The 13171-nt window shown below is 67.4% G+C and carries 15 protein-coding genes; 10 read left to right on the top strand and 5 right to left on the bottom strand.

Annotation, left to right across the window (positions count from 1 at the left end; translation table 11 throughout):
• Positions 1–148 precede the first annotated feature (148 nt).
• A complete protein-coding gene (locus EX88_RS0110680; RefSeq protein ID WP_051884933.1) occupies positions 149–1399 on the top strand; it encodes a glycosyl hydrolase family 8 in 1251 nt (416 codons plus the stop codon).
• A gap of 209 nt (positions 1400–1608) precedes the next feature.
• Entirely contained in the window at positions 1609–2061 is a 453-nt protein-coding gene (locus EX88_RS0110675) for a hypothetical protein (protein ID WP_031371982.1), read from the top strand.
• Positions 2062–2136: 75 nt separating this feature from the next.
• On the opposite strand, the gene EX88_RS0110670 is transcribed toward EX88_RS0110675, so the two are convergent.
• Positions 2137–2331, bottom strand: a complete 195-nt coding sequence (locus EX88_RS0110670) for a hypothetical protein (RefSeq protein WP_031371981.1) — start codon at positions 2329–2331, stop codon at positions 2137–2139.
• A 289-nt stretch (positions 2332–2620) separates the two neighbouring features.
• On the opposite strand from EX88_RS0110670, the gene EX88_RS0110665 reads away from it, so the two are divergent.
• Entirely contained in the window at positions 2621–3415 is a 795-nt protein-coding gene (locus EX88_RS0110665; RefSeq protein ID WP_031371980.1) for an N-acetylmuramoyl-L-alanine amidase, read from the top strand.
• A gap of 6 nt (positions 3416–3421) precedes the next feature.
• Here EX88_RS0110665 and EX88_RS0110660 read toward each other — a convergent pair whose 3' ends face one another.
• Positions 3422–3997, bottom strand: a complete 576-nt coding sequence (locus tag EX88_RS0110660) for an NADPH-dependent FMN reductase (RefSeq protein WP_031371979.1) — start codon at positions 3995–3997, stop codon at positions 3422–3424.
• A 137-nt stretch (positions 3998–4134) separates the two neighbouring features.
• Positions 4135–5478, bottom strand: a complete 1344-nt coding sequence (locus EX88_RS0110655) for an amino acid permease (RefSeq protein WP_051884931.1) — start codon at positions 5476–5478, stop codon at positions 4135–4137.
• A gap of 503 nt (positions 5479–5981) precedes the next feature.
• On the opposite strand from EX88_RS0110655, the gene EX88_RS26675 reads away from it, so the two are divergent.
• Together EX88_RS26675 and EX88_RS0110645 are read left to right on the top strand one after the other, a co-directional pair.
• Positions 5982–6164, top strand: a complete 183-nt coding sequence (locus EX88_RS26675; RefSeq protein WP_031371977.1) for a hypothetical protein — start codon at positions 5982–5984, stop codon at positions 6162–6164.
• A 219-nt stretch (positions 6165–6383) separates the two neighbouring features.
• The gene (locus EX88_RS0110645; RefSeq protein WP_031371976.1) at positions 6384–7175 is read left to right on the top strand and encodes a lytic transglycosylase domain-containing protein; all 792 of its coding nucleotides are present in this window, start codon (positions 6384–6386) and stop codon (positions 7173–7175) included.
• Positions 7176–7227: 52 nt separating this feature from the next.
• On the opposite strand, the gene EX88_RS0110640 is transcribed toward EX88_RS0110645, so the two are convergent.
• Both EX88_RS0110640 and EX88_RS0110635 read right to left on the bottom strand, forming a co-directional pair.
• Positions 7228–8391, bottom strand: a complete 1164-nt coding sequence (locus tag EX88_RS0110640; protein ID WP_031371975.1) for a PQQ-dependent sugar dehydrogenase — start codon at positions 8389–8391, stop codon at positions 7228–7230.
• A 201-nt stretch (positions 8392–8592) separates the two neighbouring features.
• The gene (locus tag EX88_RS0110635; protein ID WP_031371974.1) at positions 8593–9096 is read right to left on the bottom strand and encodes a hypothetical protein; all 504 of its coding nucleotides are present in this window, start codon (positions 9094–9096) and stop codon (positions 8593–8595) included.
• Positions 9097–9372: 276 nt separating this feature from the next.
• Here EX88_RS0110635 and EX88_RS0110630 point away from each other — a divergent pair, with 276 nt between their 5' ends.
• The 5 genes from EX88_RS0110630 to EX88_RS23700 form a co-directional block, all read left to right on the top strand.
• A complete protein-coding gene (locus EX88_RS0110630; protein WP_031371973.1) occupies positions 9373–9561 on the top strand; it encodes a CPXCG motif-containing cysteine-rich protein in 189 nt (62 codons plus the stop codon).
• A gap of 61 nt (positions 9562–9622) precedes the next feature.
• A complete protein-coding gene (locus EX88_RS0110625) occupies positions 9623–10795 on the top strand; it encodes a winged helix DNA-binding domain-containing protein (protein WP_051884929.1) in 1173 nt (390 codons plus the stop codon).
• Between the two features lie 49 nt (positions 10796–10844).
• A complete protein-coding gene (locus EX88_RS25930) occupies positions 10845–11039 on the top strand; it encodes a hypothetical protein (protein ID WP_152566217.1) in 195 nt (64 codons plus the stop codon).
• A gap of 118 nt (positions 11040–11157) precedes the next feature.
• Positions 11158–11541, top strand: a complete 384-nt coding sequence (locus tag EX88_RS0110620; RefSeq protein WP_031371971.1) for a hypothetical protein — start codon at positions 11158–11160, stop codon at positions 11539–11541.
• 1203 nt (positions 11542–12744) lie between these two features.
• Positions 12745–13171: hypothetical protein (locus EX88_RS23700; protein WP_430536907.1), on the top strand; the 427-nt coding region annotated here is incomplete at its 3' end.

Genomic DNA, 13171 nt, shown 5'->3' with positions numbered 1-13171 from the left:
CGCGTTGTCGGACGCGTAACGCCGCCGCGCCCGCACTCGATCCGTTCATCGAACACCAGCCATGCCGCGCCGTCGAATCGGAGCGGCGAATGGCGAAGTGCGCGCGCGGTTCCCGCCAGGCCTTCGTTCCCCACCTTCGGAGACACCCATGTCAGTGCACACGAAGACGACGCGCCACACCTCGCTGCGACGCTGTCTGCAATCGCTCGCTCTCGCCGTCGCCACCACCGCCGCGTTCTCGGCCGCGGCCGCACCCAACTTCCCGTTCGGCAGTCATCGCCAGGCTTATGCCAGCGGCACCCTGAGCCCGAGCGTCGGCCGCGCCGCGGCCGACCAGTCCACGGCCTCGTTCTATCGCACCTGGAAGCAGCGCTACCTCGTTCCGGCCTGCAAGGCCGGCGAGTATCGGGTCAAGGCCGCTACCGAGGACGCCTACGTGGTCTCGGAGGGACAGGGCTACGGCATGCTGATCACGGTGATGATGGCCGGCGAAGACCCGCAGGCACAGACCTTGTTCGACGGCCTGCACCGCTACAACCGCGGCCATCCGAGTTCCAACGACAGCGACCTGCTGGCCTGGGCGCAGAACGCCAGTTGCAACAACATCCTCGACCCGGACTCGGCCACCGACGGCGATCTCGACATCGCCTACGCCCTGCTGCTGGCCGACTTGCAATGGGGTTCGAGCGGCGCGATCAACTACGCCGCCGAAGCGCGCAAGGTGATCGCCGCGATCCGCCGCAGCAACGTCAATCCCACCACCAAGCTGGTCAACCTGGGCGACTGGGTCAGCACCGACACGCCGAAGCATTACTACGCCACCCGCAGTTCCGACTGGATGCTCGGCCACTTCCGCTCCTTCGCCAGCAAGCTCGGCGACAGTTATTGGACCGGCGTGCTCGGCGCACACCAGAACCTGTTGTCGACGATGCAGACCAGTTACGCGCCGAACACCGGCCTGGTGCCGGACTTCATCGTCAACACCAACACGACCGCCAAGCCGGCGCCGGCGAACTTCCTCGAAGCCGACACCGACGGCTATTACTCCTGGAACGCCGGACGGGTGCCGTGGCGGATCGGCATCGACGCCGCGGTCAGCGGCGACAGCCGTTCGCGCAGCGCCGCGCGCAAGCTGAGCCAGTGGATCCGGGTCAAGGCCGGCAACGATCCCAACCGCGTGCGCAGCGGCTATCGCCTCGATGGCCAGGTGGTCGAGAACTACAACAGCATGTTCTTCACCGCGCCGTTCGCGGTCGCCGCGACCGTCGACCCGAATGCCCAGGCCTGGCTCGACAAGCTGTGGAGCTACACCGTCTCCAGCGGCCCCAGCGACTACTACGGCGACAGCGTCAAGCTGCTGTCGATGCTGGCGGTGTCGAACAACTGGCTGAAGCCCTGAGCCGGCCGGGATCTTCGGACGAACCGCCCGATTAGGACAATCGCCTAGGTCGAAAGTCTATGGAGTGTGCCCGGCGTCCCGATTAGGATCGGGACGCCGGGCGTCGATGTGCGATGGCGCCGGCATCGACCATCCATGACAGGGAAGGCGAACCGGACGGTTCGTCGCCCCGCGGCGTCCGCGCCGTTATCGACGAGGCATAAGGGACCATGCGAAAGATTCTATCGACCTTGATTCTGGCCGCGGCTTGCGCGACGGCCACGGCTTCGCCCGACCGGGCACCGTTCGAAGTACAGGGCGTGCTGGAGCAGCAAAAGCAGATTCGCACCGAAGTCGAGACCGGCAAGGGCGCCTATGGCGGCCTCGACGCGAATGCCCGTAGGGAACTGACGACGCGCCAGGAGCGCTTGGTCAAGCTGCTCGAAGGCCGTCGTTACGAGGACCTCAGCGAGAGCGAACGCGAGAGTGCGCATGGCGACCTGGCCTGGATCGCGCAGGCCGCGCGCAGCGACGAGGAGAAGTTGATTTGCGAGCGCGTGCGGCCGATCGGCAGCAACCGGGTCGAGCGCGTGTGCAAGACCGCATCGCAGCGTCACAAGGAACAAGAGGCCCGCGGCCAGGATCCGGAGTTGCTGCGCCAGCAAGGCCGGCCGACGATGTAATCGGCCGCTTGCCGCGCGGATCGACCCGCGCGGCAAGCGCCTGCGTCAATCGCCTGCTTTAGTCGCTATCGCGGCTCAATCGCAGCAACGACAGGGCTGGCCATTGCCCGGGTACCAACCCGGCATGCCGCCGCAGCGGTCCTGACAAATCTTGTAGCTGCACAGTGCCTGGTCGGCCGGCGCCGACGAGGCCGCCTGGGCGATGCCGAAACCGAAGCCGAACGCGGCCAAGGCGAATGCGGCGACGAGTCCGAAACCTTTGCGCTTCATGCGTGATCCTCCTGTCGTGGCGAATGGTCGTGACGAATCGTCCGGCGCCGCGCGGCACGCTGGTCCGGCGGCGCCGGGGCGCGGGGAGTGCCCATGCCGGCGGCCACTGTAGGCGCCCGTGTACCGGCGTTTTGGCGAGCGCGTCACCAAAGCGCAGGCCGCAGCGGATGAATAGGCGGTCGAATCGGCCTAAGGCGCGATCTTGCCGCACTCGCGAGCATTTGCCCGCGATTGCCGGCTCGCGCGATCATCGGCGCATCGATCGCCTCACGAGCGCCACCGCGTGTCCATGCCCTATCGTCGTCCGCTGCATTCGTGCGCCGCAGCGCTGATCCTCGCCCTGGGCGCCTGCGCGACCGCGCCGCCGCACAATCCGCTCGCGCAGTGGAAGGCTTCGCCTAACTACAACGAGCGCGGCGCGCAGCTCATCGTGCTGCACCACACCCAGATGGAAAGCGCCGAGCGCGCCTTGCTGACCCTGCAGACGCGCAACTCGCAGGGGCGGGTCAGCGCCCATTACCTGATCGGCGCCGACGGACGCATCTATCAACTGGTCGCCGACACGATGCGCGCCTGGCATGCCGGCGCCGGCAGTTGGGGGGAGATCAACGATCTCAATTCGGCCTCGATCGGCATCGAACTCGACAACGACGGCAGCGAACCTTTCGAGCAGGCCCAGATCGACAGCCTGCTGCGCCTGCTCGACGACCTGACCCGGCGCCTGAACATTCCACGCCATGCGATCGTCGCTCACGGCGACCTCGCGCCGACGCGCAAGACCGACCCGAGCGTGCTGTTTCCGTGGCGGCGCCTGGCCGAGGCCGGCTTCGGCTTGTGGCCGCGCGCCATGCCTGCAGAACCGCCCGCGGGTTTCGATGCTTGGGCGGCGTTGCGTTTGGTCGGCTACGACCTGCGCGACCCCGGGGCGGCGCTGGCGGCGTTCCATCGCCGTTTCCGCGGCAACGAAGCGCGCGAATGGCAGCCGGGCGATGCCGCGATCCTGTTCGATCTGCAACGCCAGCTCATGCAGTTGCCGGACGGCGCGCCCGCGCCCGCGCCGCCGCCGGCGCCGCCGTTGCAATAAGCGAGCTCAGGCCGCGGCTTCGTACGGCGTGGCCGAACGCGCATCGCGCAGCGCCTGCGACCACCAGCTCAGCCGCGACAGCATGGTCGTCATGGCCTTGCCCGCGGCGAGCGGTTCGTGCAGTTCGCCGTCGGGGCCGAACTGGCGCCAGGCGCTGACCAGGTTGACGCTGTCGCGCAAGGTCACCGCGTGCAGCTCGGCGAAGACCTGGCGCAGTTGCTCGATCGCGCGCAGGCCGCCCGAACTGGCGCCGTAGCTGACGAAGGCGACGGGCTTGGCCTGCCAGGGTTCGTAGCAGGCATCGATCAGCGCCTTCAGCGGCGCCGGGTAACCGTGGTTGTATTCGGGCGTGACGATGACGAAGGCATCGGCGGCGTGCAGGCGCTGGCGCAACTGTTGCAGTTGCGCTTCGTCCTGGCGCAGGACGCGACCCGACAAGGGCCAGTCGGCGGGATCGATGGGTACGGTTTCGAAACCGCCGTATCGGTCGATATGGCGTTGGGTCCATTCGGCGACGACGTCGCAGAAGCGGCCCTCGCGCGCGCTGCCGTAGATCAGCGCGAGTTTGATGTTGGGATGCATGCAGGTCGGTGGTTGGGGAACATGCCGGGCAGCTTAAAACCTCAAGTAATGTCGAGGTCAAGCGCTGCTTCGGATGCCCCCTCCCGGTGCCGCTGCGGCGTGCCGGCGGCGAACCGCCGGCGTGCAATGTCTGCGGCTCAGGCCTCGGGCTTGCGCCGGAACTTGTAGATCACCGCGCCGACCGCGAGCGCGATCGCCGCGGCGATCAGGTTGGCGGTGCTGGCGCTGGCGAGCAGGCCGAGCGACAGCACGATCGCCGCGATCGGGATGATCGGGCCGCCTGGCAGTTGCAGCGCGCCTTCGCTCTTGCCATGACGCTTCTGCAGCACCAGCACCGACACCGCGGTGCCGATGTAGGTGCACAGGCGCGCCACCACCGAGAGCAGGGCGAGTTGCTGGAACGAACCGGTCAGCGCCAGCGCCAGCGCGACCACGCCCAGCAGCACCACCGCACGCGCCGGCGTGTGGAAGCGCGGATGGATCGCCGACAGGGCGCGCGGCCCGTAACCATCCTTGGACAAGGCCAGCAGATAGCGCGGGCCCATCATCACCGTATTGCTGTTGGTGCCGAGGATGGAGATCGCCGCGCCGACCGTCAGCACCAGCGCCAAGCCGGTGCCGCTGAAATGCGCGGCGGCTTCGGCGAGCGGGCTCGACGACTGGGCGATGCCCGGCAAGGTGCCCAGCGCGACCAACTGCACGGTGAAATAAATGATGGTGACCAGGACGATCATGGTCAGCAGCGCGAACGGCACGTCGCGGCGCGGATTGCGGTATTCGCCGGCGGCCGCCGGCAGGTTTTCGAAGCCGGCATAGGCGAACAGCAACAACAGCGCCGCCTCGCCGAGGTGATCCATCGGCATCGGCGTGTCCGAGGACAACAGCGAAGCATCGAAATAGAACGCGCCGATGGCGACGAACAACAGCAGCGGCAGCAGCTTGCCGATCGCCAGGGCCACGCCGGCCCGCGCCGCGGTGCGCACGCCGATGACGTTGATCAACACCAACAGGCCGAGCGAGCCGGCGACCACCGCCACGCGGGCGACCCCGCCTTTCGCCGCCGGCCAGAACAGCCCGACCGCCTCGGCCAGGCCGTTGCTCAGAGAGGCCGCGGTCGAGATGCGCGTGACCAGCAGCATCCAGCCGACCTCGAAACCGGCGAAGGGGCCGAAAGCCTCGCGGGCGTAGAGATAGCCGCCGCCGGGTTGGTCGAAATAGCTCGCCGCCTGGGCGTAGCACAGCACCAGCAGGGCCACCGCGAATCCGGCCAGCAACACTGCCCACAGACTGGCCGGGCCGAGCAGGGCGGCGGCGGTGGCCGGCAACAGATAGATGCCGCTGCCGATCACGTCGTTGATGGACAGGCCGACGATCTGCCAACGGCTGACGGCGCGGACGGTGCCGGGGCGACCGTCGTCCGGAGCAGGGGCCGCGGCGGCGGGCGAGGACGAAACGGGCGCGTGCGGCGTCGGCTGGCTCAAACGGTGGTTCCCCTCGCTCGGTGGCGGTGCGGCGGACCGCATGCGGCGCCGATCTCGTCGCACCTTAGTGCCTGCGGCCTGCCGCTTTCAATCCGCACTGCGGCATGTGGGCCGGAGCGAAGCGCATAAGCAGGCTGGGCCGGGTCGCAGCGGGGTCCGGCCGATGCGTGCGAACGTCGCCATGCGATCGAGGAGCGTCGAGCTGCGCCGAATGCGCGCCCGGTTCGTAAACGTTTTGTTGCGTTCAGTCGCGGTCGCGCGATCGCCGAAGGCACGAATGAGGCCTGACGCACGTTTTCGCCGGTTCATCGGGCCGCGCCTAACGCGTATCGCCGGCGGGCTGGTTAAAGAAACGTAGCCGGCGGACTTCGCGGCGCGTTTTCGTTCATGGCGATGACCGCAGTGTGCAGTCCGTGCCTACGAACCACGGCACGCGTTGCAGCAACGACGATCCAACCGATCCGATCGATTCGATTCACACGACACCGGAGGTAACCGCATCCATGAAGACCACCATTCGCACCGCACTGTACGGCCTGGCCGCTATCAGCGTGCTCGGCCTGGCCGCTTGCGCCAGCAAGGGCGAGACCACCGACGCGCCGGCGGCATCGAGCGCACCGGCGGCCGAAGCCGCCCCGGCCGATGCGGCCGCTCCGTCGGCGAGCGGAGACGGTTCGGGCACCTGATTCCAGGACGACGGCCATCGCGAGCGATGGCCGTCCCCAGCCAACGCAGAAGGGCGGCCGCGAGGCCGCCCTTTCTGTTGCGCCGGCCTGGTCGCCAGGGGCGATCCGGGTTCGAGCCGCTTTCGTGGCTGAACGCGATCTTGGCAATCGTGAACCCAGCGCCGCCGCCCTGACCTTCGGCGCTGGCGCGGGCCGCCGGCGGGCCTAGAATCGCGGCGAATGAACACCCGTCCGTCCGCCGCCCTGCGTGTCGTCGCTGCCGTCGTCCTGTTCGCGCTGGCCGCGGAGGCGCAGGCGCGCACCGTGTATCGCTGCGTGCGCGACGGCACCGTCAGCCTCGCCACCGCGCCCGAACCCGGTTCGCGCTGCGTCGCCAAGGAGTTCGACGACAACGCCGCCAAGCTGCCCAATCTGTGGGGCGAGATGGGCGTGATCAACGGCAACCTCTACGAACGCCAGCAGGACGGCAAGACCGTGTACAGCACGCGCAAGCTGCCCGGTTCGGTGCGGGTGATGGGTTTCACCGTGGAAACGCCGCCCGGCGAGCCGGCGCATCCGGGCCTGGGCAAGGTCGGCAAGGCCCAGCTCGATAAATTCCCGGCGCAGTTCCGTTCCGCGGCCAAGGCCAGCGGCGTCGACGATGCCTGGCTGCGCGCGATCGCCCATGCCGAGAGTGGCTTCGATGCCAAGGCGGTCTCGTCCAAGGGCGCGCAAGGGGTCATGCAACTGATGCCGGAGACCGCCAAGGAATATGGCGTGCTCGACCCGTTCTCGTCGACCGAATCGATCAACGCCGGCGCCCGCCACCTCAAGGCCCTGATGCGGCGCTACAAGGGCGATCTGATGTTGGTCGCGGCCGCGTACAACGCCGGCATCGGCACGGTCGCGCGCTATGGCGGCGTGCCGCCGTATCGCGAAACCCAGGAATACATCGCCAAGGTGCAGGCCCTGCACCAGCGTTATCAACTCGCCCTGGGCACGCGCAAGCCGGTGTTGAAGGCCGCGCAATAAGGCCGTGGCCCTCTCCCGCGTTCGGGAGAGGGCCACGGCACGGCGCCTGGGCTTACAGCGGGGTCAACCGCAGCAGGCGCGCATTGGTGCCGTCTTCGAGCAGCCAGACGTCGCCGTTCGGGCCTTGCTCGACTTCGCGGATGCGCTTGCCCATCGGATAGCGCTCGGCTTCGGCGGCGGTGTTGCCGCTGAAGCGCACGCGGATCAGGGCCTGCGAGGCCAGGCCGCCGATCAGGCCGTTGCCGGCCCAGGCCGGGAAGCGGGTGCCGGAATAGATGACGAAGCCGGCCGGGGCGATCACCGGCGTCCACCAGGCTTCCGGCGCGTTGAGGTCCGGGCGCGTGCTGTGGCGCGGGATCGGCGTGCCGTCGTAGTGATCGCCCTGCGACACCAGCGGCCAACCGTAGTTGGAACCGCGTTCGATCAGGTTGATTTCGTCGCCGCCTTTCGGCCCCATCTCGTGGATCCACAGCTTGCTCTGTGCATCGAAGGCGATGCCGAGCAGGTTGCGATGGCCGTAGGACCACACCGTCGCGGCGACGCCGCCGCGGCCGTAGAAGGGATTGTCGGTCGGCACGCTGCCGTCGTCGTTGAGGCGGATGACCTTGCCGAGCGGGGAATTGAGGTCCTGGGCCGGATCGAACTTCTGCCGCTCGCTCGAGGTGATCCACAGCTTGCGATCGGGGCCGAACGCGAGGCGGTGGCCGTAGTGATTGCTGCCGCTGACTTTCGGCTGGCGCCAGATCACCCGCAGTTCGCTCAGCGAAGCGCTGGTCGAGGTGATGTTGAGCTTGGCGCGCGCGACCGTGGCACCGGCGGTGCCACTGGTGCTGCCGCGTTCGGCGTAGCTGATGTAGATGTATTTGTTGGTCGCGTACTGCGGATGCAGGATCACGTCGCCGAAGCCGCCCTGGCCGCCATAGGCGACCGTGGGCACGCCGCTGACGGTGCGCGCGCTGCCGCCGATGGTCTGCAGCTTGAGCACGCCGCGCTTCTCGGTGACCAGCAGGCGGCCGTCGGGCAGGAAGGTCATCGCCCAGGGTTCGTTGAAGCGCGCGACTTCGGTCGCGGTGAACGGCAGCGCCTTGGTCGATTCGGCCGCGCTGGTCGCGCTGGCGTTGTCGGCTCTGGCGCGGTCGAGGGCACAGGCCGCGGGCGCGGCGAAGGCGCCGAGCAGCGCGGTGGAGCAAACGAGAGAGAGCATCGAGCGGTTCATGGTGGGTCTCCGATGTCCGGCAGGCGTGGGTTTGAGGCCGGCCGAGAGTGCCATCGAAGAACCGCCGGTCTTGCGACCGGATCGGCAGTTCGCGGCGCACGCAAGGGCGGCGCCGCGATTCGCAAACGCGATCACGCAGGCAATGAGGCCTGGACGCTACGAAGTCGTGAGCGCGCCGCCGCTGCGGCGGCGAACTGGAGCTCAGGCGAACGCCTTGAGCGAATCGAAGGGCAGCAGTTCGGCGCCGACGGCGTTGCGCAGCACCCGCGCCTCGGCTTGCAGCAGCAGGTCGCGGTCGCCGTCGATCACCACCAGGATGCGGCCTTGCTGGATATGCGCGTCGAATTTGCGCCGTATCGGGTCGGGCAGGGCCGAGCCCATCAACGCCGAGGCCCAGCAGCCGACCATGGCGCCGGCCACGGTGGCCGCCGCCGCGCCGGCGATGGTCAGGCCGATCGGACTGATCACGACCGCGAGCAAGCCGGCCAGCAAACCGGTGGCACCGCCGTAGCCGGCGCCGCGCAGCGCCGCCGACATCAGGTCGGTATCGGCTTCCTTGCGATCGTTCGGAATCGACTTGAGTTCGATGTCGGAACGCGCGATCAGCAGGATGTCGTCGTCGTGCACGCCGGCTTCGCGCGCTGCATCCATGGCGGCTTGCGCGGTGGCGAGGTCGGGCGTGCTGAACACGTGGCGGGTCTTCATGTCGCATCTCCGGATGCGGACGGTTCGCCTTGATGGGCGCATGCCGTCATGGGGCGCCCGAGGGCGCCGATCGCATCGGCCCGGCAAGAGGCTGCTGCCAGCCCGGGCCGTATTGTCATCAGCTTCCGCCGCGCCGGGTTAGTCCAGAGTGAGCGCGCGGGCGCAGGCGACGAACGGTCGCTCGCGATGCGCTGGCGCAGTCAGGAACGAGGAATCACTGGACGCAGGAATCGCCCCGGCACCATGCTATGCGCAGTCCGTCACCGGGGCATCGCCATGTTGCCGAGCGTCGAAGTCCAATGTCCTTACTGCGGCGAGCCGATCGATCTGGTCATCGACGATTCCGCCGGCGACCAGCGCTATATCGAAGACTGCCAAGTCTGCTGCCGGCCGATCGTGGTCGCGGTCAGTCTCGACGAGGACGGCCAGCCGCACGTGGCGGTCTACGCGGAAGACGAGGCGTAATGCCCTTGGCGCTGCGAGGGGCAATGCGCTCGGTTCATCGTTCGAGCGGGGTTTGACCACGATGCCGAGCGCGAAACGCGTCGCGACGGCGAGTTCGGGCAAATCCAGGCAGGCTGCCGCCGAGGTATTGAGCGCACGTGCGCTGAACCGCGCGCTGTTGGGGCGGCAGTCCTTGCTCGAACGCAGCCGCGAATCCGTGCCGGCGATGGTCGAGCGCCTGCTCGGCCTGCAGGCGCAGGCGCCCAATCCGCCTTACCTGGGGCTGTGGACGCGGTTGCGCGATTTCGCCCTGGACGATCTGACCGCTGCGATGCAGGCCCGCGAAGTGGTGCGCGCGACGATGATGCGCGGCACCTTGCATCTGGTCAGCGCGCAGGACTATCGAAGACTGCGCCCGGTGTTGCAGCCGGTGTTGCAGCGGCTGTCGTTGCAGAGCGGTCATGCGCGGGCTTTGCAGGGTTTGGATTTGGCGACGTTGCGGCGTGCCGGCTTCGAGGCCTTGCGCGCGCAGCCGCTCAGCGCGACGGCGCTGGGCGAGGCGCTGCGTGCGCATTGGCCCGATCACGACGCCAACGCACTGGCTTCGTTGGTGCGCGGCGCCGAGCCTTTGGTGCACGTGCCCCCGGCGGGCCTGTGGGACTCGCATAAGCCCGCGTGTTTCGCCACCGCGATCGATTGGCTGGGCGCGTCGATAGACGACAACGCCGACGAGGCGGCGATCGACGCGATGCTGTTGCGTTATCTCGGCGCCTTCGGCCCGGCCAGCGCACGCGATGCGACGACTTGGTCCGGGCTGACGGCGACGCGCGAGCGCCTCGAACGCCTGCGCCCCGGCTTGCGGGTGTTTCGCGACGAGGCCGGCACCGAGTTGTTCGACCTGCCCGATGCGCTGCGTCCCGACCTCACTACGCCGGCGCCGGCGCGGTTGCTGCCCGAGTTCGACAATGTCTTGCTCTCGCACGCCGAGCGTTCGCGCATCTTCGACGAATCCTTGCGGGGCGCGATCTTCACCCGCAACGGCCTGGTCGCGGCGACGATCCTCGTCGACGGCTTCGTCGCCGGTACCTGGAAGCTGCAGCGCGACGCCCGCTCGGCGACCTTGAGCATTGCCCCGTTCAGGCCACTCAAGGCCGCCGATCGCGAGGCCCTGGAGCGCGAGGCCGAGCTGTGTTTGAGCGTGGCGGCACCGAGTCAGGCACAGCGCGAGCTGCGTTTCGTCGCAGCGACTGCATAGAGACATCGCGGCCTGCGCTTTGCGCCGCCTATAAATCCGATCTTGAACGATGAATGCGCGGCTGCGCGAAGAGCGCATCGATCGCGTTGACCTGCGCATTCGTAAAGGTTGTGTTGTGTTCAGCGAATGCGCGCCGTCGTCGCGCCGTCTATTGGCGCTGCAGGTCACGTTTTGCCGTGTTCCGGCAACTCACTTCGCCGACGGCCTAACGGCATCGGCCGCGCTTGTGGTTAAGCCAACGTAGCTTTAACGCTTGCGGACGCCGATCGGTTCAGAAGCGCGGCGGCAAGGTGGACTCGTGCGGTAAGCGCCACCGGCAGTCGAGACCGCGCAGTACAGCAAACTCATTCCAGGAGACATTCATGAACCAGATTTCCCGCAAGTCGCTGATCGGTACCTTGGCTCTGGTCGCTTCGCTGTCCGCGCCGCTCGCGTTCGCACAGTCCACGACCGCCGCGCAGACGCCGCCGACCGAGGACGCCGCCGCCGCGGCCACCGGTGCACAGGACGCAGCAGCGACTTCCGCCGCCCAGCCGACCGCCGCCGCCCCGCAGAAGAAAAGCTGGGCCGACGTCGACGGCAACAAGGACGGCAACCTGAGCAAGACCGAGGCCGCTGCCGTACCGGCGCTGGGTCAGGTCTTCGAGCAGGCCGATGCCGATGCCAACGGCGCGCTGACGCCTGACGAATACAAGGCTTACGTCGCCAAGGTCCAATCCAATGGCGGCGCCAAGAACGGCGGCTGATACCGCCTATCGGGGTGCAGGATCTCCTGCGTTGTGTGAAGGGCGGCCCTCGGGCCGCCCTTTTTTATGGGCGCGATTCCCGGCCAGGGCGACTTCAGCCGGCCGACGGGTGCGCTCTTCGGCATTCGCAGACTGCGGTCGGGTCGCGATCGTAGCGGCCCTGAGAGGCGCTGCCGCCGGAGACCGAGGCCGTCGGACCGGCCCGCTTACGCCATGACCGACACCTCAAGTTTCACTGGCTGCCCGAGTCCGCCGGGGCGGCTTGGCCGTGGGCCGCCGGCGGGGCTTGGTTAGCGGTCGCGATCTCCAAGGCCGCTCCGGTTCTTCCCGGGCATTCGCTGAACCGTTCAGGCGTCTCATTCAGTTATTGATAGAGGTTCAGCGAACTAAGCATGTAACCGACAGGCGGTCACCGAAATTCCGTGACTCCGGAGCAATCTGTGTTTATCGTCACATTAATGGGCGATGAGGTTAGTGGATTGTTAAACGCAAGCGGGAAGCACACTAACTATCGAAAGGGCTGATTTCATCGAGATCGGTCCCGTCTGCGGACAGGGGTTGGGGCTTTAACGAGTTGTAGCGATAGGACTCTCAGAGGGGAGAGGGATATGGCTCGACGCGGGACCGAGACAAAAGTTTCATTTGAAACAATCAACGGCGCAGGCCGGCCCAAGCGCGGCCGGCCGCTCTGCTGCAGCCGCGGGGGAGACATAGCTCTCCCATCCGCTTTGCCCCTGCTGGCGCCAACTGGCGCCGCTAGTAACCAAAGTGACGCTTTGGGGCACATCCAGACCAAGCCGCTTTTTGAGATCTTCAGATTTCATAAAAGTGAGACGGCTGGCACAGTTTTTGCAGCCGCACTGAGCATGTCCGTGTCCGTTCTTCTCTTCAATCGGGGCTCATCCATTCATTTATGTGAAGGATGAGTCCAATGGCCGCCTGCGACGTAACGCAGGCAGCAGTCGCGCCAGATCGGGCGACAGGGGTAGTCGGGGCCGGGAAGCATTTCGAGCACTTAGCTAGCAACACGTCGCGTGCCAACGAGCTCGGCACGACGGCAACCGGGGAGCAAACAGCGTGATCGCCAAATTCCAAGCCCTCGCGACAGCGTTCAGCCGTCGCATGATCATGCCGGTCGCGCTAGCGGCCTCCCTTCTGCTGTCCGCGGACCCGGTGCATGCCCAGGCCGTGAATACCGCGAGCGTGACGCCCCCGACCGGGGTGACCGATCCGACCTGTAACGTCGCCAATCCCCCGTGTAACAGCGCGACGGACAGCGACTCGATCCTGGCGTCCCTGACCCTGGTCAAGACGGTCACCAACGACAACGGCGGCACCGCGGTTGCTACGGCTTGGACGCTGGAGGCGGCTGGCCCGACCAACATCAGCGGCGCCACCGGCGCCACCGCCGTCACCAATGCCCCGGTCAGCCCGGGCAGCTACACCCTCTCCGAAACCGGCGGTCCGAGCGGCTACACCGCCAGCACCTATAGCTGCGTCGTCAACGGCGGCGCCCCGGTCGTTTCGAACAGCCTGACGCTCGCCTTCGGCGATACCGCGACCTGCACCATCAACAACGACGACCAGGCGGCGACGCTGACCCTGGTCAAGACGGTGACCAACGACAACG

The organism is Lysobacter antibioticus, assembly GCF_000731095.1.
GTDB lineage: Bacteria > Pseudomonadota > Gammaproteobacteria > Xanthomonadales > Xanthomonadaceae > Lysobacter > Lysobacter antibioticus_B.
This window is presented reverse-complemented; position numbering and strand designations above follow the sequence as displayed.

Coding starts and splice junctions, on each gene's coding strand:
- EX88_RS0110680 (WP_051884933.1), top strand. CDS start 149: ATGTCAGTGCACACGAAGACGACGCGCCACACCTCGCTGCGACGCTGT.
- EX88_RS0110675 (WP_031371982.1), top strand. CDS start 1,609: ATGCGAAAGATTCTATCGACCTTGATTCTGGCCGCGGCTTGCGCGACG.
- EX88_RS0110670 (WP_031371981.1), bottom strand. CDS start 2,331: ATGAAGCGCAAAGGTTTCGGACTCGTCGCCGCATTCGCCTTGGCCGCG.
- EX88_RS0110665 (WP_031371980.1), top strand. CDS start 2,621: ATGCCCTATCGTCGTCCGCTGCATTCGTGCGCCGCAGCGCTGATCCTC.
- EX88_RS0110660 (WP_031371979.1), bottom strand. CDS start 3,997: ATGCATCCCAACATCAAACTCGCGCTGATCTACGGCAGCGCGCGCGAG.
- EX88_RS26675 (WP_031371977.1), top strand. CDS start 5,982: ATGAAGACCACCATTCGCACCGCACTGTACGGCCTGGCCGCTATCAGC.
- EX88_RS0110645 (WP_031371976.1), top strand. CDS start 6,384: ATGAACACCCGTCCGTCCGCCGCCCTGCGTGTCGTCGCTGCCGTCGTC.
- EX88_RS0110640 (WP_031371975.1), bottom strand. CDS start 8,391: ATGAACCGCTCGATGCTCTCTCTCGTTTGCTCCACCGCGCTGCTCGGC.
- EX88_RS0110635 (WP_031371974.1), bottom strand. CDS start 9,096: ATGAAGACCCGCCACGTGTTCAGCACGCCCGACCTCGCCACCGCGCAA.
- EX88_RS0110630 (WP_031371973.1), top strand. CDS start 9,373: ATGTTGCCGAGCGTCGAAGTCCAATGTCCTTACTGCGGCGAGCCGATC.
- EX88_RS0110625 (WP_051884929.1), top strand. CDS start 9,623: ATGCCGAGCGCGAAACGCGTCGCGACGGCGAGTTCGGGCAAATCCAGG.
- EX88_RS25930 (WP_152566217.1), top strand. CDS start 10,845: ATGAATGCGCGGCTGCGCGAAGAGCGCATCGATCGCGTTGACCTGCGC.
- EX88_RS0110620 (WP_031371971.1), top strand. CDS start 11,158: ATGAACCAGATTTCCCGCAAGTCGCTGATCGGTACCTTGGCTCTGGTC.